The 20674-nt window shown below is 71.2% G+C and carries 17 protein-coding genes; 5 read left to right on the top strand and 12 right to left on the bottom strand.

Features of this window, described 5'->3' with window-relative positions:
- Positions 1 to 13 precede the first annotated feature (13 nt).
- The 4 genes from chvE to ACFZDA_RS05650 all read right to left on the bottom strand — a co-directional run bounded on the left by chvE (position 14) and on the right by ACFZDA_RS05650 (position 4578).
- Positions 14 to 1126, bottom strand: a complete 1113-nt coding sequence (gene chvE, locus ACFZDA_RS05665) for a multiple monosaccharide ABC transporter substrate-binding protein (RefSeq protein ID WP_391075381.1) — start codon at positions 1124 to 1126, stop codon at positions 14 to 16.
- Positions 1127 to 1268: 142 nt separating this feature from the next.
- Positions 1269 to 2237 (bottom strand): hypothetical protein, encoded by a 969-nt coding sequence (locus tag ACFZDA_RS05660; protein WP_306967171.1) that lies wholly within the window; start codon positions 2235 to 2237, stop codon positions 1269 to 1271.
- Between the two features lie 111 nt (positions 2238 to 2348).
- Entirely contained in the window at positions 2349 to 3353 is a 1005-nt protein-coding gene (locus ACFZDA_RS05655; RefSeq protein ID WP_391075378.1) for an alcohol dehydrogenase catalytic domain-containing protein, read from the bottom strand.
- A gap of 61 nt (positions 3354 to 3414) precedes the next feature.
- Positions 3415 to 4578 carry an enolase C-terminal domain-like protein gene (locus ACFZDA_RS05650; RefSeq protein WP_391075375.1) on the bottom strand — a complete coding sequence of 388 codons (1164 nt, stop codon included), beginning with the start codon at positions 4576 to 4578 and terminating at the stop codon, positions 3415 to 3417.
- A gap of 241 nt (positions 4579 to 4819) precedes the next feature.
- Between ACFZDA_RS05650 and ACFZDA_RS05645 the strand changes: the two genes are divergently transcribed.
- Positions 4820 to 5617, top strand: a complete 798-nt coding sequence (locus ACFZDA_RS05645) for a hypothetical protein (RefSeq protein ID WP_391075373.1) — start codon at positions 4820 to 4822, stop codon at positions 5615 to 5617.
- A 23-nt stretch (positions 5618 to 5640) separates the two neighbouring features.
- On the opposite strand, the gene ACFZDA_RS05640 is transcribed toward ACFZDA_RS05645, so the two are convergent.
- Both ACFZDA_RS05640 and ACFZDA_RS05635 read right to left on the bottom strand, forming a co-directional pair.
- Positions 5641 to 8001 carry an EAL domain-containing protein gene (locus tag ACFZDA_RS05640; protein ID WP_391075370.1) on the bottom strand — a complete coding sequence of 787 codons (2361 nt, stop codon included), beginning with the start codon at positions 7999 to 8001 and terminating at the stop codon, positions 5641 to 5643.
- Positions 8002 to 8160: 159 nt separating this feature from the next.
- The gene (locus ACFZDA_RS05635; protein WP_391075367.1) at positions 8161 to 8607 is read right to left on the bottom strand and encodes a MarR family transcriptional regulator; all 447 of its coding nucleotides are present in this window, start codon (positions 8605 to 8607) and stop codon (positions 8161 to 8163) included.
- Positions 8608 to 8720: 113 nt separating this feature from the next.
- Between ACFZDA_RS05635 and ACFZDA_RS05630 the strand changes: the two genes are divergently transcribed.
- Entirely contained in the window at positions 8721 to 9743 is a 1023-nt protein-coding gene (locus ACFZDA_RS05630) for a zinc-binding dehydrogenase (RefSeq protein WP_391075364.1), read from the top strand.
- A gap of 88 nt (positions 9744 to 9831) precedes the next feature.
- Here ACFZDA_RS05630 and ACFZDA_RS05625 read toward each other — a convergent pair whose 3' ends face one another.
- Positions 9832 to 10977: a serine hydrolase gene (locus tag ACFZDA_RS05625; protein WP_391075361.1), complete on the bottom strand. Its 1146-nt coding sequence runs from the start codon at positions 10975 to 10977 to the stop codon at positions 9832 to 9834.
- Between the two features lie 297 nt (positions 10978 to 11274).
- Here ACFZDA_RS05625 and ACFZDA_RS05620 point away from each other — a divergent pair, with 297 nt between their 5' ends.
- Positions 11275 to 12102: an EI24 domain-containing protein gene (locus ACFZDA_RS05620; protein WP_391075358.1), complete on the top strand. Its 828-nt coding sequence runs from the start codon at positions 11275 to 11277 to the stop codon at positions 12100 to 12102.
- Here ACFZDA_RS05620 and ACFZDA_RS05615 read toward each other — a convergent pair.
- Positions 12053 to 13333, bottom strand: a complete 1281-nt coding sequence (locus ACFZDA_RS05615; RefSeq protein ID WP_391075355.1) for a pyroglutamyl peptidase — start codon at positions 13331 to 13333, stop codon at positions 12053 to 12055. The two genes, ACFZDA_RS05620 and ACFZDA_RS05615, sit on opposite strands and share 50 nt — an antisense overlap.
- 145 nt (positions 13334 to 13478) lie before the next feature.
- A complete protein-coding gene (locus ACFZDA_RS05610; RefSeq protein ID WP_391075352.1) occupies positions 13479 to 14060 on the bottom strand; it encodes a TetR family transcriptional regulator in 582 nt (193 codons plus the stop codon).
- 64 nt (positions 14061 to 14124) lie between these two features.
- Between ACFZDA_RS05610 and ACFZDA_RS05605 the strand changes: the two genes are divergently transcribed.
- Entirely contained in the window at positions 14125 to 16602 is a 2478-nt protein-coding gene (locus ACFZDA_RS05605) for a glycoside hydrolase family 3 C-terminal domain-containing protein (protein WP_391075349.1), read from the top strand.
- Between the two features lie 77 nt (positions 16603 to 16679).
- Here the strand turns inward: ACFZDA_RS05605 and ACFZDA_RS05600 are convergent, their stop codons facing one another.
- Both ACFZDA_RS05600 and ACFZDA_RS05595 read right to left on the bottom strand, forming a co-directional pair.
- Positions 16680 to 17651 (bottom strand): galactose-1-epimerase, encoded by a 972-nt coding sequence (locus ACFZDA_RS05600; protein ID WP_391075346.1) that lies wholly within the window; start codon positions 17649 to 17651, stop codon positions 16680 to 16682.
- A 27-nt stretch (positions 17652 to 17678) separates the two neighbouring features.
- A complete protein-coding gene (locus tag ACFZDA_RS05595; RefSeq protein WP_391075343.1) occupies positions 17679 to 18566 on the bottom strand; it encodes an SGNH/GDSL hydrolase family protein in 888 nt (295 codons plus the stop codon).
- 259 nt (positions 18567 to 18825) lie between these two features.
- Here ACFZDA_RS05595 and ACFZDA_RS05590 point away from each other — a divergent pair, with 259 nt between their 5' ends.
- The gene (locus ACFZDA_RS05590) at positions 18826 to 19320 is read left to right on the top strand and encodes a DUF3145 family protein (RefSeq protein ID WP_391075340.1); all 495 of its coding nucleotides are present in this window, start codon (positions 18826 to 18828) and stop codon (positions 19318 to 19320) included.
- Between the two features lie 78 nt (positions 19321 to 19398).
- Here ACFZDA_RS05590 and fabF read toward each other — a convergent pair whose 3' ends face one another.
- A complete protein-coding gene (gene fabF / locus ACFZDA_RS05585) occupies positions 19399 to 20670 on the bottom strand; it encodes a beta-ketoacyl-ACP synthase II (protein WP_391075337.1) in 1272 nt (423 codons plus the stop codon).
- Positions 20671 to 20674 lie beyond the last annotated feature (4 nt).

Raw genomic sequence — 20674 nt, 5'->3', positions numbered from 1 at the left:
GCGATCCTGGCGGTTACTTGAGGTCGGCGGCCGTGTGGTAACCCGAGTCGATGACGACCTTCTGGTAGTTGGACTTGTCGACGCTCACCGGCTTCAGCAGGAAGGCGGGCACGACCTTCGTGCCGTTGTCGTAGGTCTTGGTGTCGTTGACCTCCGGCTTCTTGCCGTTCAGCACCGCGTCGACCATGTTCGAGGCGACCTTGGCGAGTTCGCGGGTGTCCTTGAAGACGGTCTGCGTCTGCTGGCCCGCCTCGATCGACTTCAGCGAGGCGACCTCGGCGTCCTGGCCGGTGACGACCGGCAGCGGCTTGCTCTTGGAGCCGTAGTCGTCCGACTTCAGCGCGGAGAGGATGCCGATGGAGATGCCGTCGTACGGCGAGAGCACCGCGTCGACCCGGGCGGTCTTGTAGGCGGAGGTCAGGATGTCGTCCATGCGCTTCTGGGCCTGGCCGCCGTCCCAACGCAGGGTGGTGACCTGGTTGAGGGCGGTCTGCTTCGAGCGGACGACGAGCTGCTTCTTGTCGATGTAGGGCTGGAGGACCTTCATCGCGCCCTGGAAGAAGTAGCGGGTGTTGTTGTCGTCGTTGGAGCCGGCGAACAGCTCGATGTTGAACGGGCCCTTCTTGGAGCCGTCCTTCAGGCCGAGCTTCTCGACGATGTAGGTGCCCTGGAGCTCGCCGACCTTCTCGTTGTCGAACGACGCGTAGTAGTCGACGTTCGGGCTGCCGAGGATCAGGCGGTCGTAGGAGATGACCGGGATGTTCGCGTCCTTGGCCTGCTGGAGCACGTTGTTCATCGACTTGTTGTCGATGGCCGCGACGATCAGCGCCTTGACGCCCTGCGTGATCAGGTTCTCGACCTGCGAGACCTGCTGGTCCGGGTCGTCCTCGCCGTAGACCAGCTTGGTCTTGTAGCCCTTGGCCTTGAGGTCCTTCACCACGTGGGCGCCGTCGAGGATCCAGCGCTCGGAGGACTTGGTCGGCATCGCGATGCCGATGGTCCCGCCCTTGGCGCTGCCCTTGCCCTCCTCGCTGCCGCCTTCACTGTTCTGCCCGCAGGCGGACAGGGTCAGGGCGAGGGACGCGGCTCCGGCTATGGCGGCGAGAGCGGCTCTGCGATTACGCATGATGATCATCCTTGATCTGTGTGCAGGGCTCGGTCTGGGAGGCGCGAAGTCGCTCCGGGTGGTCGTGCCGGAAAGACCGAGAAGAGATGTGTCGGATTGTGGTCGGCTGTGGTTTCTTTTGTGAAGCCGAGTTTCCGGAACGTTATGCCGGGATTTCGAACCGTTGCAGATCGCCCGGCAGCCGGGACCCGAGCGGGGCCATGTCGCCGTCGGCTCCGTGGCGGGCCAGCAGGTCCAGGGCGAGGCGGCCGCGCCGCACGCGTTCCTTGGCCGTGGCCAGGGTCAGCTCCCGCATGTGGTGCCCGTAGGGATAGATCCCGGGCGCCTTGGACAGGCCGAACTTCAGGTAGAGCGGTGCGCCGCGCCGGATGAGCTCGGCGACCTCGTACATCCGGACGTAGCCCCCGAGGTCGTCCGGGGCCTCGATGTACATGTCCATCGGAGCGCCCGACACCCGGCGGATCTCGGTGAGGTGATCGAGCGTCAGGTCACTGGGCACGTTGATCGAGTCGCCGCCCAGCTTCTCGTACACCGCGTACGCCGCCGGGTTGACGGGCCCGATGAGCGCGCTCACCTTGAGGGTCGTGTCGGCCGGGATGATCCCGGCGGCTCTCGCCCGGTGCAGCGTCCACAGCACGCCCTCGTCGGCGACGAGCAGGCACTTGACGCCCAACTCCGTTGCGCGCACGGCGTCTTCGACGCACCCGGCGACGGCGTCGTGGCCGCGGGCACGCAGTCCGGCCCCCCGCGAGTCGGTGCGCGTGGACCCGCCGATGTCCCAGGTGCCGCGCGGGCCGGTGAACAGGCAGAGCTCGATGTCGCGTTCGGCCGTCGCCTCGACCATCTCGGTGATCTCGGCGTCGGTCAGCATCCACACGCCGCTGCCCTGGCTGATCCGGTGGATCGGCACGTCCAGCCGCGAGGCCTCCTTCAGGACCACCGCCAGCGCCTCGGGACCCTCGCACGAGGGGATCTCGGTGCGCCAGCGGCCGCCGCCGGGGAAGGAGTGCGGCGAGGCGTCGGCGGGGTCGAGGGCGGGCGCGCTCAGGCCCAGCGTGGTGAGCGCCTGCTCACCGGGCCTACGGGCTGCCGTGGCGGAAGCGTCGGTCACAGGAATGTCCTTCGGTTCGGTATTTCGGACGAGGTTCGCGGCTCTGGGTAGGGCAAGGCTGGGTGTACGCCGGTACGGGAGCCGTCAGGTTGCCCCCGTACCGGCGTACGTCTAGGGGCGGAGCAGCACCTTGCCCACCTTCGGATCGCCCGCTCCCACCAGCTCGATGGCCTGCGAGAACTCGGCGAGCGGCAGCTCGTGTGTCACCAGCGGCAGCGGGTCGAGCAACCCGGCGGCGAACACCCGCACCGTGTGCGCCCAGGCGTCCGGCGGAGCACCGAAGACGCTGTGCACCTCCAGCTGCCGTACGACGAGGTCGGTCGGGTCGAGACCGTCGGCGCCCGGCGCCGGGATGCCGGTCAGGACCAGCCGGCCGCCGCGCCGGAGCAGGGCGGCGGAGATCCGGGCGGCGTCCGCGGACCCGGCCGTCTCGATCACCACGTCGAAGTCGTCCGGGAGGTCCTGGTCCTTCGTCCGGAAGTCCGTCGCGCCGTACTGCCGCGACAGCGCCTCACGGTCCCGGCGGGTGCCGACGACCAGCAGCTCGCCGGGCGAGTTCGCCTTCAGGAACTGCACGGCGAACATGCCGAGCGTGCCGGTGCCGACCACGGCGACGCGCTCGCCGGGCTGTGCGTTCCCCTTCAGCGCGGCAGCGGCGATACAGGCGGCGGGCTCCAGGAGGGCCGCGGCCGTGAGGTCGCAGTCGTCCGGGAGGGCGTGCAGAAGACGGGCGGGGAGCGTCAGCGTGGCCGCCATCGCGCCCGGCTGGGTGAACCCGGTCTCCTCGTAACCGGCCGTGCACAGGGTCGTGTCGCCCGCGTGGCAGCGGTCGCAGACCTGGCAGTTGCGGAAGCCCTCACCGACGACCTTGCGGCCGACGAGGGACTCGGGGACACCGGCGCCCACGGCCTCGACGGTCCCGGACCACTCGTGGCCCGGGGTGAGCGGGTAGCGCACGTAGCCCTCGGGGCGGTTGCCCTGGTAGACCTCGCGGTCGCTGCCGCAGATCCCGGAGGCGTGGACGCGCACCAGTGCCTCGCCGGCCTCGGGCCGCCGGGGCTCGTGCGGGACGAGGCGGTGCTCGCCCGGCGCGTCGATCACTACCGCGGTGCTCACGTCGCTCCTGAGGTTTTCGAAGGTTTCGGTCGCCCGCTGCGGGTTTCCGGGGCCCGGACGGTCACTGGGCGCCCTTGGGCTTGCGCTGCTCCCAGCCGTCCGCCCAGAGGTCGAAGCGGGCCTGCTGCTGCGGGAACTCGGCGGCGGCGTCGACATCCAGCTCCACGCCGAGACCCGGGGCGTCGGAGAGGTGGAAGCAGCCGTCCTCCGGGTTGACCTGCGGGGCGCCCTTGACCACCTTCTTGATCTCCGCGTCCGCGAAGTCATTGAAGTGCTCAAGGATCTTGAAGTTCGGGGAGGTGAAGCCGACCTGGAGGGAGGCGGCGGTCAGGACCGAGCCGCCGACGTTGTGCGGGGCCACCAGCATGTAGTGGGTCTCGGCCGTCGCCGCGAGCTTCCTGGTCTCCCAGATTCCACCGATATGGCCGACGTCCGGCTGGATGATGTCCACGGCCTGGCTCTCGAACAGCTCGCGGAACTCGATCCGGTCGTGGATCCGCTCACCGGTGGCGACCGGCATGTCGACCTTGGCGGCGACCTTCTCCAGGGCCTTGAGGTTCTCCGGCGGGACCGGCTCCTCCAGCCACGCCGGCTTGAACGGCGCGAGCTCCTTGGCCAGGCGTACGGCCGTGGCGGGGGAGAAGCGGCCGTGCATCTCCAGCATCAGCTCGGCCTCGGGGCCGATGGCGTCCCGGACGGCCTCGATCAGGGAGACGGCGTAGAGGGTCTGCTCGTGGTCCAGCTCGAAGTGGCCGGTGCCGAAGGGGTCGATCTTGAGCGCCCGGTAGCCGCGCTCCATGACCCCCTGGGCCGCCTTGTGGTACGCCTCCGGGGTGCGCTCGGTGGTGTACCAGCCGTTGGCGTACGCCTTGACCTTGTCGGTGACCTTGCCGCCCAGCAGCTGCCAGACGGGGACGCCGAGGGCCTTGCCCTTGATGTCCCAGCAGGCCATCTCGATCACGGCGATGCCGGACATCACGATCTCGCCGGCGCGGCCGTAGTCGCCGTACTTCATCCGCTTGACGAGGTCCTCGACAGCGAAGGGGTCGGAGCCGAGAATGTGATTGACCTCAGCCTCCTTCAGGTATCCGAGAAGGGCGTCGGTGTGTCCCAGCATCCGGGTCTCGCCGACTCCGGTGATCCCCTCGTCGGTGTGCACCTGGACGTACGTCAGGTTGCGCCACGGCGTCCCGACCACGTGTGTGCTGATTCCGGTGATGCGCACGGCGGTTTTCCCTCGCAGCTCGTCGGCTCGGTTCTGTCAGCCATTCCGTTCGGTGTGTTCGAGATTTCGGCACACGTTCGAAATGCTGGCGTGACAGTAAAGACGGGGCGGTGGGAGTGTCAATGGGTCGCGCGCATAACGGTTTCGACAGTTTCGAAACCATGGGGGCGGCGTGTCCCTACAGAACCTTCACAGATGGATCTAGGAACGTGACCGGCGGGGAACTTAATCTTCCCGCGTCATGGACTACTGCGACCCGTGCCGACGGCACCTCAACGGCGCGCTCGCCTGCCCGGGGTGCGGCACCTCAGCCGATGCGCTGCGCCGGCGTGAGCCGGAGTACGGCGGGTACGACGCCCTTCCCCAGGACGGAGAGGGCGTGTGGGGCGGGTCGGGTGAATCCGCTGAGCCGAACGGCTCCGATGGTGAACACGGCGACGACGGCGAGCCGTTGGGGCGGGCTGCCCGGCGGCGTGGACGTGCGAGCGAGCACGGGCCGCTCGGTGACGGCCCGGGTGGTGCGACGAGCCGGCGGGACCGGAAGGCCGCCGCGCATCGCCGCCGGCGGCGCCGGACACTGTTCGTCGCGGCGGGGTTCGTGCTGGCGGCGGGTGGGCTGAGCCTCGCGGAGCTCGGCATGGACGCGCCCAAGTCGACGCCGAAGCCGGCGGCGGCGGGGGATGAGTCGGCGGACGGCGACGCGTCGACGGAGGCGGGGGAGACGGGCGGCCAGGGCGAGGGGGCCGGGGCCGGGCGTGAGGGATCATCATCCCCCTCACCCAGCGTGTCTGACTCCCCGTCGGCTTCCAGGTCTCCGAAGCCCGGCAGATCCAAGGACGCGAAGGACGACGAGACGCCGAAGGACTCCGACTCCACGTCGACGGACACGCCCCCCAGCGGCCCGACGTCGGGCCCCACGACCGCCAGGCCGGCCCCGGCCCCGGCTCCGAGCCGAACCCAGGACCCGAAGCCCCCGCCCCCGGTGCCGGAGCCGTCCCCTTCGGAGACCTGCAACCGCTTCCTGTGGTGGTGCGCGTAGCGCCTGGGCGGTCTGTCGCGTGGTCAGAGGCGTGAGCTGGAGGGTGTGAGGATCGCCTGGGTCGTGAGGTAGGCCTCCAGTGCCGCGGGGGCAAGGGGCGGGGAGTAGTAGAAGCCCTGGCCGTAGGGGCAGCCGAGTGAGTCCAGCCGCTGTGCCTGGTGGTGGGTCTCCACGCCCTCTGCGATCACGTCCAGGTCGAGGGCGTGTCCGAGCTGGAGGATGGCCTGGATGAGGCTCGTGTCGACATCGTCGCCGCCTCGCAGGACGAAACTCTGGTCGATCTTGACGATGTCGGCCGGCAGGTCGCGCAGGTAGGCCAGGGAAGAGTATCCCGTGCCGAAGTCGTCGATGGAGATACGTACACCGAGGTCGCGCAGTGCGCGAATGTGGGGGGACGTGGTCTCGGCGTCGGTCACGAGGGTGCTCTCGGTGATCTCCAGAACCAGGGAGTCCGGGAGGAACCCGGTCTCGTGCAGAACCTGCTGCACGGTGTCGGGGAACCGGTGGTCCTTGAGCTGTCTGCCGGAGACGTTGACGGCCACGCTCAAGGCCTCGGCTTTCGGGACGGTGTCGCGCAGTTTCCGGCCGTGGCGGCAGGCTTCGCGCAGCACCCAGGTGCCGATGGGGCGAATCAGGCCCGTCTCCTCGGAGACGGGCACGAACACCTCCGGCGGGGTGGGGGACCGCCCGCCCCGCTCCCAGCGCAGCAGTGCCTCCACGCCGGTGACCTGGCCGGTGGGCAGGTGGATGACCGGCTGGTAGTGCACGGTGAGTTCGTTGCGGGGCAGCGCGTAGCGAAGGTCCTGGGCGATGCGGGCTCGGCTCTGGCGTGCCAGGCTCATCGTGGGCTCGAAGAGTTCCGCGCGGTTGCGGCCGCGTTCCTTGGCCACGTACAGGGCGATGTCGGCGTGGCGGAGCGCGTCGTTGAACGTGGTCGGTTCGGCCACGGTGGCGACGCCGATGCTGGCGCTGATGAAGACGCTGCTGTGGCCGGAGACCGCGAAGGGCTCCTTGAAGCGGTCCAGGAACCGCTGGGCGTACGTCTCGGCGGGGATCTCCTTGAGGTCCTGGGCCAGGATGGCGAACTCGTCCCCGCCCATGCGGGCGACGGTGTCGTTGCGGCGCGCCGTGCCCAGGAGCCGGTGGCCGACGGTGATGAGCAGCTCGTCGCCCACCGGATGGCCGAGGCTGTCGTTGATGTCCTTGAAGCCGTCGAGGTCGATCAGCAGCAGGACGGTGTTCCGCGGCGTCGTGGGGCGGCTGAGGGCGTATTCCAGCTGCTGGACGAACAGGGCTCGGTTGGCCAGGCCGGTCAGGTCGTCGTGGAAGGCCTGGTGGGTGAGCCGCCGTTCCAGCGAGGTCTGCCGGCGCAAGGCGTCCTCAGCCATACCCGCCCGGGCGCTGGCCTGGTCGGCCTGGGCTTCGGCGAACTGCGCCAGGAGCATGATGCGCACGACCAGCAACACGGTCAGAGCGCACACGATGCTCGCGATGACCATGGCGTGTGTGGCCTGCCCGCGCACGCCTCCGATGTCCGCGATCAGTACGACGGGACCGAAGAGGGCGGGCAGGGTGAGGACGGTCATGCGCACACGGGACAGCCTCTCCCGGCTGCGCGGCACCAGCTGGGTCGTCCTGCCCATGGACGGGTGCAGGGCGCCGGCGCCGAGCAGCGCATAGGAGGCCATCCACAGGGCATAGGAGACGTCGGCGGCGATCGGGGCGCCGGTCACGGCCAGGGTGGAGTAGTACAGGGCATCGGCGACCAGCGTGGCAGCAACCCACACAGTGAACAGCGCGAGGGCCGGCAGGCGGACTCCCGCGACGAGCACCAGCTCGGCGGCCATGCCCAGCAGCAGCAGATCGGCCAGCGGGTAGGCCAGGGAGACCGTCAGCGCCAGCGCCGACAGATGACCGCGCAGGTAGGGCATGACGACGAACGCCCAGGCCAGGGTGGACATTCCCAGGGTGATGATCCCCGCATCCAGCACGGCCCCCCATCGCCCGCCACTGCGCCGTGTCGCGATCAGGCTGATCAGGCCGGCGGCGAAGCACGGATAAGCCGCCAGATACAGCACGTCGGCCGGTGAGGGAAACGGCACCGGCGTGCCCGCGACCTGGAAGGCGCCGAAGATGGCGTCCGCCACCGTGTACAGCCCCATGCCGGCAGCGAACAGATACCAGGACCGGCTCGGGCGCGGCCGGTGCCACCGGACGCCGACCAGGATCGCGACCGTGGCGCCGGCCGCCAGCATCGAGGAGAACAGGTGGCGTACGGGGGCCGTGACCACGAGGTAAAGGATGATCACCGCAAGGCCGACGGCCAGGAACCACCACCAGGCGTTCCCGCGCCTGCGCAGTGCCCTGCTCTGCGCCTCCTGCATGACACCTCCGCGGACGTAACCGTCCAGGTGGCCTGGTCGGTCACAGGGGCTGCCTGTGCGTTCCACATAAAGGCGGCTCGGGAAAGATCGCAACCGCGCCTCTCGGGCGCGGCAGCGGCAGGGCAAGGGGTTCCACCGCGACGGGACGGCGCGGTTGGTTCACCCCAGCATCCCCCGCAACGCGTCCCGCAGCGCCACCCTCTCCCCCTCGGAGAGCCCGGCCAGCGGCTCCCGGGCGAACCGCAACGACTCCCGCAGACTCCGGGCCACCCGCCGCCCCTCACCCGTCGCCGCCGCCACCTTCACCCTGCGGTCCGAGGGGTCCGGCCGCCGCTCCACCAGGCCCCGCGCCTCCAGCCGGTCCACGATGCCCGTGACATTCGACGGCTCGCACTTGAGCCGCTGCGCGAGCCTGCGCATCGGCAGCGGCTCAAGACACAGCAGGCTCAGCAACCGCGCCTGCGCCCCGGTCAGCGCGTGTTCCGCCGCCGCCTCCTCGTAGTCCTCGTGGAACCGCGCCACGACCTCCCCGATGAGCTCGACGACCTCGAGGGTCAGCGGATCGGGGCGGTGGCTGTTCGGGGAGGTGGATGTGGTGGAGGCCATGGAATCGAGGGTACCCGGTTATTTGACAACCTGAAATTTTCAGGAGCATGGTTGTTTCAGGTACTGAAACAACCCGTCGAGCCGAGCACGTCGAGTCAGTGGAAAGGCGCATCATGTCCGACACCTCCGCCCTCCCCGCCGTCAGCCGCGAGTGGCACCTGGTCAGCCGCCCCGTCGGCTGGCCGAAGCCCGAGGACTTCGCCTTCGTCGAGGCGGAGCTGCCGCAGCCGGGTGAGGGGCAGGTCCTCGTGCGGAACAAGTACCTCTCCGTGGACCCGTACATGCGCGGCCGGATGAGCGACGCGAAGTCCTACGTCGCCCCGTTCGAGCTCGGCAAGGTCATGCAGGGCGGTGCGGTCGGCGAGGTCGTGGCCTCCGACGTGGAGGGGCTGGCCGTGGGCGACCACGTGCTGCACTTCCTCGGCTGGCGCGAGTACGCCGCCGTGACCGCGAAGAACGCCGTGAAGGTGGACCCGGACGCCGCGCCGCTGTCGACGTACCTCGGCGTGCTGGGCATGACCGGCCTCACCGCCTACGCGGGGCTGCTGCGCACCGCCGCCTTCAAGGAGGGCGACACCGTCTTCGTCTCCGGTGCCGCAGGCGCCGTGGGCGGCCAGGTCGGGCAGCTCGCCAAGCTGAAGGGCGCCTCGCGGGTCATCGGGTCCGCCGGGTCGGCGGAGAAGGTGAAGCTGCTCGTCGACGAGTACGGCTTCGACGCCGCCTTCAACTACAAGGACGGCCCCGTGGGCAAGCAGCTGCGGGCCGCGGCTCCCGACGGGATCGACGTGTACTTCGACAACGTCGGTGGTGATCACCTGGAGGCCGCCATCGGGTCCCTCAACGAGGGCGGGCGGATCGCCGTCTGCGGGATGATCTCCGTGTACAACAACACCGAGCCCGCCCCGGGCCCGCGGAACCTCGCCCGCCTGATCCAGACCCGCGGCCGTATCGAGGGCTTCCTGGTCGGGGACCACTACGACCTTCAGCCGCAGTTCGTGCGGGAGGTCGCCCCCTGGGTCGCCTCCGGTGAGCTGAAGTACCGGGAGACCGTCGTCGAGGGCATCGAGAACAACCTCGAAGCCTTCCTGGGTGTGCTGCGCGGTGACAACACCGGGAAGATGATCGTCAAGCTCTGACACCCGTGACCCCGGCCCGGCCCGGTCGTTGCGTACGCGGAGGCCGCACCCTTGGACGTGGGGTGCGGCCTTCGTCCGTGCCCGGGCCTCAGAGCGCGAGCGCCGCCGTGTGGACCGCCCGCGCCAGGCGGTCGTTCTCCGGGGCCGCGCCGCCCGGGAAGGCGAAACGGCGGCGCGTGTAGCCGTACGCCAGGCCGCTCCACGGGTCGGCGAAGGCCTGCGAGCCTCCCGCGCCGCTGTGCCCGATCGTCCCGGCACCGAGGAACGGGTGCGCCACGTCGGCCGTGATCTGGAAGCCCAGCCCGAACGCCCTGTGGGCACGTGCCACCAGGTCGTAGCCGACCGAGTGGATCTGGCCGAACTCCGCCACCGTGTCCGGCTTCAGCAGCGGCGCCTGCTCGCCCACCTCGCTGATCGCCGCCGCGTACATCCCGGCCAGGCCCCGCGCGGACGCCACCGCGCCCACCGAGGCCGGGCCCTTGGCGCGGACCAGCGGCATGTTGGGCAGCGAGGTGAGGTCGGTCGGTTCCGCGGCGTGACGGTTGAAGGCGATCGAGGCGAGCGTGTGCGGACCCGTGGGCGTGGCGTCGAGGAAGGCCTGCTGCTCCGGGGTCGGGGCCATCGGCTGGGTGGTGCGGAAGCGCGGCTCGTGGGGCGCGGGCAGGCCGAGGTGGAAGTCCAGGGCGTACGGGGTGCGGATCCGCTCCTGGTAGACCTCCTGGAGCGTGCGGCCCGCGGCGCGGCGCACGACCTCGCCCACCAGGGCGCCGCTGACCATCGCGTGATAGCCGAACGCCGTGCCGGGGCGCCAGAACGGCCGCTGGTCGGCGAGGCGTTCGGCGAGCTGTCGGTCGTCGGCCAGCTCGGCGAGGGTGAAGCCGGTGTCCGTGCCGACCACGCCCGCCCGGTGCGCGAGCAGGTCGCGCAGGGTCAGGGCGCCCTTGCCCTCGGCCGAGAACTCCGGCCAGTAGTACGTCACTTTGCGGTCCAGCTCGAGCGTGCCGTCCTGGACGAGGAGCGCGACGACCAGGTAGGCGGCGCCCTTGGTGGACGAGAACACGCCGTAGAGGGCGTCCGCGTCGGTCCCCGCCCACAGGTCGACGACCCTGCGCCCGTGGACGTAGGCGCACAGCTGGCCCTCGTAGTCGGGGCGCTCCCCGGCCACGAACGCGGCGAACTCCTCGCGCACCCCCTCGAAGCCGTCGGCCACCGTGCCGTGGATCTCCTGCGTCATCCGCTCTCCTCAACTGAACCGCTGTGTGCCACTGTGAACAATGCCCCCCGCCACCTGCGGGAATTCCCCCTCGGGGTGGTCTCGGAAGAGTGTTCGGCGTCGGACGGGACCGTCCGGCCGCCGCTGATCCCGGAAGGGTTCTCGTGGTGCGCACGCGTACCTCCTCCGGGGCCTTTGGAGATCGGTACGGCGAGGTGTGCCGGTTCGACTCAACGGCGGCGAGGCCGCCTCGGTGCCGACGGTGACCCGTACGGCCCTGTCGGGGAGCGGTCCGGCCTGCCCCGATAGGGTTTTCCCATGCGCGATCTCGGGGTGGGCTTCCGGTACCTGCTGAAGGGCCAGCGGTGGGTGGCCCGGCACGGCAGGAGTTACGGCTTCGGGCTGCTCCCGGGCCTGATCACCCTCGTCCTGTACGCGGCGGCGCTCGTTGCGCTGGCGCTGTGGGGCGAGGACGCCGTCACCTGGGCGACCCCGTTCGCCGACGGCTGGCCGGGCCCGTGGCCCGGGCTCTTTCGCGGCTTCCTGACCGCCGTGCTGTTCGCCCTCGCCCTGCTCCTCGCCGTCGTGACCTTCACCGCGGTGACCCTGCTGATCGGGCAGCCCTTCTACGAGAACCTCTCGGAGAAGGTCGACCAGGACGTGTCCCCGGACGGCCACGCCCCCGAGTCGGGGCTGCCGCTCTGGCGGGAGCTGTGGATCTCCGCCCGGGACAGCCTGCGGATCGTCGTACGGGCCGCCCTGTGGGGCGTACTGCTGTTCGCGTGCGGGTTCATCCCCGTCGTCGGCCAGACCGCCGTACCGGTGATCGGGTTCTTCGTCACCGGCTTCTTCCTCACGGAGGAACTGACCGCCGTCGCCCTCCAGCGCCGCGGCGTCGGACTGCGCACCCGCCTCGGCCTGCTCCGCTCCCGCAAGACCCTGGTCTGGGGCTTCGGCACGCCGCTGGCCGTGGCCTTCCTGGTCCCCTTCGTCGCGGTGTTCCTGATGCCGGGCGCGGTCGCCGGCGCCACCCTCATGGCGCGGGACCTGCTGGGCGAGGAGATCCGGGAGGACGGCGCCGAGGGCGACGGGGCCGTCACGACTCCTGCGCGGCCACCCTCAGGATCGTCCTCACCTGCGCGATGATGTCCAGCCGGTTCCGCACGAACTCCGGGTCGGTGACCTCGGTGGTGTTCTGGGCGCCGAACTGGAGCACGGGCGTGTGCACATGGCCGCCCGGCAGGACGTCGCGCAGCCCCAGCCGGTCCCGCAGCAGCGTCGCCCGGTAGGCGATCTCGTTGGAGAGGTAGTCACCGCCGCCGCCTTCCCGGGCGGTCGAGCCGGGCGTCGGCCCGTCCGGGCGGACGACGGGCTCGGTGCCGCCCGCCGGGATCTCCGTGACGCCGGTGTTGTCGTACACAGGGAAACGGCCGGTGTCCGCGGCGACGATCGCCCGGTACGGCAGCGTGGTCGTCGTCCACTGCGGCTGCGAGGCCGGGTCGGTGACCGGGACGGTCTCGCTGCGGCCGATGCCGTCGTTGTCCGCGAAGCCGCCCCGCCAGGCCCCGTTGGTCCGCTCCACGTCGAACCGCCCGACCCGGCCCTGGCTCACCGTCGTGAACAGGTCGACCTTCGGCAGATACGGCCGCAGCGCCCGCTCCACCGTGCCCTGCGTGAAGTCCCGCCAGCGCACCGGGAACACGGCCGTCTCGATCCGGGCCGGGCCGTCCGCCGTCTCGATCACCGTGCCGTCGAGGGCGAGCGCGGTGGCGCCGGACGGGTTGGAGATACGGATGTCCCGGTCCAGGGTGAACGGGTCGAAGCCGGTGACGAGGATCCGCTTCAGGCCCTTGCCCACCGGATAGCCGATGGCCGTCTGGCCGCGTGAGGTGCGCTCCAGTTCGTCCAGCAGCGCGGACCGCTGCCCGTCCGTCAGGCCGAACTCCGGCTCCCAGGTGCGCAGTTCACGCGTCATGCCGAGCCGCGCCCAGTACAGCGGCCGGTCGTCGTCCCGGCTCAGGCCCGCCCCTCGCCCGCCACCACCCTGCCAGGGAAGCGCTTCGCGCCCTTCATGCTCTGCCGGACCCCGCCCCTGCGCCCGGTCGACGGCCCGCCGCCACAGCCGAGTTCCCTCGCGTACGACCGCCCGGCGGGCCTGCGCGTAGGAACGGGCCTTGTCGAGCGCCCGGGCGAGCCCCGGGGCGACGGTGTCGAATCCGGAACGCCGAAGGATCTCCTGCGGGACGGCCCGGTCGAGCCGCCGCTCCTCGACGGTGGGGGAGGGAGCCGTCTCGGCGGCGCTCGCGGCCGTCGGGGCGCTGAAGCCGGTCAGCAGGGCCAGGCCGAGGACACCTATCCGGATACGCGGGGTTTTCAAGGGAGTTCGGGCCTTCCGTCGCAGTGGGGTGCGCTGAGTGGTGCCGGAAGGCCGCAGTATCGCGTGACGGGAGTGGTCTACGCCATGGGTGGGGCGAGCGCCGGCGCGAGCGTCCCACCGAGCCGGGCGGCGACGGCCCCCGCCGTCAGTCCCCGGTCTCGCCCAGCAGCGTCAGGAAGTCCCGGAACGCGGACGCCATGTCGACCGACTCCGGGTCCAGCAGCCACTGGTACTGCAGCCCGTCCAGGATCGCCACGAGGAGCGGTGCCGCCCGCTCGGGGGTGAGGCCGCTCGGCAGGCGGTCGCCGTACTCGGCGCGCAGCACCTCGGCCATGCCGGCGCGCACCCCGGTGTAGCGCTCCGTGAAGTACGCCCGCGCCGGATGCCCCTCCGTGACGCTCTCGCCGAGCAGCGCCGAGAAGGTCTGGATGATGGCGGGCCGCATGGCGTTGTACTCGACGAGTGACGCCAGCAGGTCCAGGCGCAGCCGCCCGGCGGGCAGCGCGTCCCAGCGGTCCCGCTCCTGGAGCACCGCCACCAGCAGTGCCTCCTTCGTCGGGAAGTGGTGCAGCAGCCCCTGCTGGGTGAGCCCGACCCGCTCGGCGACCGCGGCCAGGCTCGCCCCCCGGTAACCGCGCTCGGCGATCACCTCCAGAGCGGCCCGCACGATCTCCGCGCGCCGTTCCTGGCTTCTCGTCCTGGCCGTCATGGCGTCACCGTACGACATGTCGAACCAGTCATTATCACGAGGAGATAACGAAACCTACCGTGTCACAGGTGATCCGGGCACGATGGTGACCAACGGCTTTCGACGTGGAGGTGCCGACGTGGCTCAGACAGCAGAGGTACGGCGCGAGGCGGCGGTCGAGGCCGCCCTCGGCAAGCTCGACCTGGACGCCAAGACACGGCTGCTGGCCGGCCAGGACATGTGGAGCCTGCCCGCCCTGCCGGAGGCCGGACTGGCCTCACTGGTCATGTCCGACGGCCCCGTAGGCGTCCGCGGAGTGCACTGGAGCGCCGACGACCCCTCCGTCGCCCTGCCCTCACCGACCGCCCTCGCCGCCACCTGGGACCCGGGGCTCGCCCACCGCGCCGGTGTGCTGCTGGCCCAGGAGGCCCGCCGCAAGGGCGTCCACGTCCTGCTCGCCCCCACGGTCAACCTGCACCGCTCCCCGCTCGGCGGCCGCCACTTCGAGGCCTACAGCGAGGACCCGTACCTCACCGGGCGGATCGGCGCCGCGTACGTCCGGGGCGTCCAGTCCGGCGGCGTCGGCACCACCGTCAAGCACTTCGTCGCCAACGACGCCGAGACCGACCGCCTCACGGTGAACAACCTCGTCGGCGAACGCGCCCTGCGCGAGCTGTACCTGGCCCCCTTCGAGGCGATCGTCGACAACGCCCACCCCTGGGGCATCATGACCGCCTACAACACGGTCAACGGCACGACGATGACCGAGCACCACTACCTGGTCAACGAGGTCCTGCGCGGCGAGTGGGGCTTCGACGGCGTCAACGTCTCCGACTGGACCGCCGCCCGCTCCACCACCGGCGCCCTCGCAGGCGGCCTCGACATCGCCATGCCCGGCCCGCAGACCGTCTACGGCGAGGCCCTCGCCCAGGCCGTGCGGGAGGGCCAGGCCGACGAGGCCCAGGTCGACGAGGCCGTGCGCCGCGTGCTGCGCCTCGCCGCCCGCGTCGGCATCCTGGAAGGCGCCGAACCGGCCGTCACCGACCTGCCCGCGCCCGTCCACGGCGAGTCGCTCGCCCGTGAGATCGCCCGCCGCTCCTTCGTCCTCCTCCGCAACGACAGCGGCGCCCTGCCGCTGAAGCCCGGCAGGATCGCACTGATCGGCGCCGCCGCCCGCGACGCCCGCGTCCTCGGCGGCGGCTCCGCCACCGTCTTCCCCGCCCGGACCGTCTCCCCGCTCGACGGCCTCACCGCCGCCCTCCCCGAGGGCAGCCTCACCTACGCCCTCGGCGCCGACCCGAACACCGAACTCCCCGTCGCCGACCGCGGCTTCGCCCTGCGCGCCGTCTGCCGCGACAGCGAGGGCACCGTCCTCGGCACCCGCTCCGCGGCCGGCGGCCACATCCAGTGGATGGGCGACGACCTCCCCGACGGCGTCACCCACGACACCCTGGCGACCGTCGAGCTGACGGGCACCTTCACCCCGCGCGAGACCGGCACGCACACCTTCGGCATCAAGGGCCTCGGCCCGTTCCGGCTGACCGTCGCGGGCACCACGTACTTCGACGACGTCCAGCGCCCCGCCGAGGACGGCGACCCCTTCGCGGCGTTCTCCGGCTCCCCGGTGCCCCACGCCCGGGTCGACCTGACCACGGGCGAACCGGTCGAGATCTCCCTGACCTACACCGTCCCGCCGCTCGGCGACCACCCCATGCGGGTCATCGGCTTCACGCTCGCCCACCAGGACCCGCAGCGCGACCCCGACGAGCTGATCGCCGAGGCCGCCGCGGCCGCCCGGGCCGCCGACACGGCCGTCGTCGTGGTCGCCACCACCGACCGCGTCGAGTCGGAGGGCTTCGACCGCACGGACCTGCGCCTGCCCGGCCGCCAGGACGACCTGGTCCGCGCCGTCGCCGCCGCCAACCCCGACACCGTCGTGGTCGTCAACGCCGGCTCCCCGGTCGAGATGCCGTGGCGCGACGACGTCGCCGCCGTGCTCCTGACCTGGTTCCCCGGCCAGGAGGGCGGCGCGGCCCTCGCCGACGTGCTCACCGGCGCCCACGAGCCCGGCGGCCGGCTGCCCACCACCTGGGGCTCCCTGACCGACGCCCCGGTCACCCAGGTCGTCCCGGAAGGTGGCGAACTCCCCTACGCCGAGGACGTCTTCATCGGCTACCGCGCCTGGGAGAAGCAGGGCCGCACCCCCGCCTACCCCTTCGGCCACGGCCTCGGCTACACCGACTGGACCTACGAGTCGGTCGAGGTCGAAGGCGCCGCCGACACCGCCACCGCGAAGGTCCGCCTGCGCAACACCGGCGACCGCCCCGGCCACGAGGTCGTCCAGCTCTACCTCGCCCCGAGCCGGCCCGACCCCGCCCGCCCGGCCCGCTGGCTGGCCGGTTTCGCGGGCGTCGACGCCGGACCCGGCGAGAGCGTCGAGGCGACCGTCGAACTGCCGCGCCGGGCCTTCGAGATCTGGGACGAGACGACCAAGTCGTGGTCGTGTGTGAAGGGTTCGTACGAGATCCAGGTCGGGCGCTCGATCACGGACCGCAGGATCACCGCGACGATTAACGTCTGATCCGGGACAAGTTCCCCACAGAGCAGCCCCGGTCCGGGACCTGACCCCTGGACCGGGGCTCGTGATCTCCCAGGGCCCTAGCGGATCCCGAACCCGTACACCGTCTCCGAGCGGTACACCCCGCCCGGCCGCAGCACCGTGCCCGGGAACTCCGGCCGGTTCGGGGAGTCGGGGAAGTGCTGGGTCTCCAGCGCCACACCGTCGCCCGGCGCGAAGGGCTCGCCCAGATGGTCGGCGGTGTACAGCTGGAGCCCGGGCTCGGTCGTGGCCACCGTCAGCACCCGCCCGGACGCCGGGTCGTGCAGCTCCGCGACCTGTTCCGGAACGTCCGTCACGCCCTTGTCCAGCACGAAGTTGTGGTCGTAGCCGGCGCCGACCTTGCGGGTCTCGCGGAAGTCGAAGCGCGTGCCGGTCACCTCGTCCAGGCTGCCGGTCGGGATCAGATCCGCGTCCACCGGCGTGTACCGGGAGGCGGCCAGCCGCAGCTCGTGACCGGCCGCGTCACCGGAACCGGCCAGGTTGAAGTAGCTGTGGTTCGTCAGGTTCACCACGGTCGGCGCGTCCGTCACCGCCTCGTAGGCGATCCGCAGCGCCCCGCTCTCCTGGAGCGTGTACGTCGCCGAGACCTCCAGCCGCCCCGGGAAGCCCTCCTCCCCGTGCGGACTGACCCGCGCGAGCCGCACCCCGTGCTCGACGGGCGTCCCCTCCCACACCCGCTTGTCGAAGCCCCGCACACCGCCGTGCAGCGCGTTCGGCCCGTTGTTCGGTTCGAGCGCGTACGTCCGCCCGTCCAGCGGGAACCGGGCCCCGGCGATCCGGTTGGCGTACCGCCCGACCAGGGCGCCGAGATACGGCTCCGGGTGGCTGAGATAACCGTCGAGACCGGGGAATCCCAGCACCACGTTCCCCGCCCGGCCCTCCCGGTCCGGCACCTCGACGGACTGCACGATTCCGCCGTACGACAGGATCCGCACCCGGACGCCCGCCCGCTCCAGGGTCCAGCGGTGCACCGGCGTGCCGTCGGAAAGTGTGCCGAAGAGTTCGCTCATGTGCGGAACTCTAAGTCAGGCCCCGGGTCAGGGCCGCTCCGCCGTGACGGTCCGGTAGGCGATCTCCGCCAACCGGGCCTGTCCGTTCACACTCGGGTGGAAGAAGTCCCAGCGGCTCAACTGGGTGGTATCGAAGCGGTAGTCGAACACCGCGCCCCCGTCGTAGCGGCACCGCTTGTCCTTGGCGCAGACTTCCTTCAACACCTTGTTGTAGTCCTCCACCCGCTTGTGCACCGTGTTCCGCCGCAGGTTCGCCATCGCGTCGACCGCGTCCGCGTCACCCAGCATCGACGGGCAGATGCCCAGCTGCCAGACCTGCTTGCCCAGCGGGCTGGTGCGCCCCTGCGACCACAGCCGCTTCAGATTCGGCACACTGGCCACGAACACCTGGGTCTTGGGCAGCGCCTTGCGCAGCGAGCGCATCGAGTCCTCGAAGTCGGCGCGGAACTCGCCGACCGGCGTCATCGCCGAGGGCGTGGCCCGGCAGGCGTCGTTGGCCCCCACCATCACCGTCACCAGCTGCGGCTTGCGCCGCACGGCCCGGTCGATCTGCCCGGGCAGGTCCGCCATCCGCGCCCCGGTCACGGCGTAGTTCCAGCTCCGCCGCTCCGCCCCCGCCCGCCCCAGCAGCCGGACGGCGAGGGAGTCGACCTCGGGGCTCGCGCCGGTCGCCCAGGACGCCTCCGGGCAGTCCGACAGCACGTCACAGGCGTCAAAACCCCGGGTGATGGAGTCGCCCACGGCCGCGACGGAACTCGGGCTGCGGTCCCACAGGGGCGTGGGCTTGGGCGATGGCTTGGCCGAACCGGACGGGGCGGGGGAGTCGCCCCCGACGGCATCGCACCCGGCGGCAGTCAGGGCGGCGGCCACGACGACGGCAAGAACGACGCGCGGGCGGTGCCTTCGCTTCCGCATCCCTGGTCCATCCCCTCGCCGCGCCGTGTCTGTCTCCCCAACCCATAACAACGCACGAGGGTTCCCGGCCGATCAGGTGCAACGGCTCACACCCGTACAAGCGTCCCCCTGGGTGAATGGCGGGCGTTTCCCGGCACCGGGACCGACCGTACGTCACACTCCTTGCGTCACCGCACGGTAGCCTCGCCATCAACGTGACCCGCCCGGTCACAGCCGTTCCGCCCGTTTCCAAGATGTCCCGCTCTGCCCGGAGGTTCCGGTGACGACACGTGGAGTTCTGTACGTGCACTCGGCGCCGCGCGCGCTGTGCCCGCACGTCGAGTGGGCCGTCGCCGGGGTGCTCGGTACGCGCGTCAGCCTGGACTGGATCCGTCAGCCCGCCGCCCCGGGCACCTGGCGCTCGGAGTTCTCCTGGCAGGGCCAGTCCGGCACGGCCTCCAAGCTGGCCTCCGCGCTCCGCGGCTGGCACCTGCTCCGCTTCGAGGTCACCGCGGAACCCTGCCCCACCGCCGAGGGCGAACGCTACAGCTGCACACCCGACCTGGGCATCTTCCACGCCGTCACCGGCATCCACGGCGACATCCTCATCCCCGAGGACCGCCTGCGCGCGGCCCTGCAACGCAGCCAGCGCGGCGAGACGGACCTGGAGGCCGAGCTCAACAAACTCCTCGGCAAGCCCTGGGACGACGAACTGGAACCCTTCCGCTACGCGGGAGAGGGCGCCCCGGTCCGCTGGCTCCACCAGGTGGTGTGATTCCTTCTCAGCACGCGTGAAGGGCCCTCACCGCTCGGTGAGGGCCCTTCACGTCGTACGGCGGGAGAGCAGGTTTTCTCAAACCGTCCGGAACGCCAGCACCACGTTGTGCCCGCCGAACCCGAACGAGTCGTTCAACGCGGCGATACGCCCGTCCACCGGCAGCTTCCGGGCCTCACCCCGCACCACATCCGCGTTCGCCTCGGCCTCGGGGTCGAGGTTCTCCACGTTGATCGTCGGCGGAGCCACCCGGTGGTACAGCGCGAGCACGGTCGCCACCGTCTCGACACCACCCGCGCCACCCAGCAGATGCCCGGTCATCGACTTCGTCGCGGACACCGCGAAGTGGTCGGTGTCGTCACCGAACACCTTCCGCAGCGCCTTCAGCTCGGCGATGTCCCCGGCCGGCGTCGACGTCGCGTGCGCGTTGACGTGCATGATCTCCGCCGGATCCAGGTCCGTGCGCTCCAGCAGGTTCTGCAGGGCCTGCGAGATGCCCCGCCCCTCCGGCTCCGGCTGCACGATGTCGTGGCCGTCGGCGGAGATGCCCTGCCCGACCGCCTCGGCGTACACCCGGGCCCCGCGCCGGGCGGCGTGCTCGGCGGACTCCAGGACGACGACACCGGCGCCCTCGCCGAGGACGAAGCCGTCGCGGGCCACGTCGTAGGGACGCGACGCGCCCTGCGGGTCGTCGTTGTTCTTGGACATCGCCATCATGTTGCCGAACGCGGCGATGGGCAGCGGGTGGATCGCCGCCTCCGTACCACCGGCGACGACGACGTCGGCACGGCCGGTGCGGATCATCTCGATGGCGTAACCGATGGCCTCGGCGCCCGAGGCGCAGGCGGAGACCGGCGTGTGCACGCCCGCCCGGGCTCCCACGGCCAGGCCGACGTTGGCGGACGGGCCGTTGGGCATCAGCATGGGCACGGTGTGCGGGGAGACGCGGCGGACGCCCTTCTCCTTGAGCACGTCGTACTGGTCGAGCAGCGTCGTCACGCCGCCGATGCCGGAGGCGATGACCGCGCCGAGCCGGTCCGGGTCGACGGCTGGGTCCTCGCCGGCCTTCGCCTCGAAACCGGCGTCCGCCCACGCCTCCTTGGCCGCGATCAGCGCGAACTGCGCCGAGCGGTCAAGGCGGCGGGCCTGCGGCCGCGGGATGACCTCGGTCGGTTCCACGGCGACGGGCGCCGCGATACGGACCGCCTGCTCGGCGGCCCAGTCCTGCTCCAGGGGCTTGACGCCGGAACGTCCGGCGACCAGGCCCTCCCAGGTAGAGGCTACGTCGCCACCCAGCGGTGTGGTTGCGCCGATACCGGTGACGACCACGGTGCGATTGGTCGAGCTCACGGGA

The organism is Streptomyces sp. NPDC007991, assembly GCF_042958445.1.
GTDB lineage: Bacteria > Actinomycetota > Actinomycetes > Streptomycetales > Streptomycetaceae > Streptomyces.
This window is presented reverse-complemented; position numbering and strand designations above follow the sequence as displayed.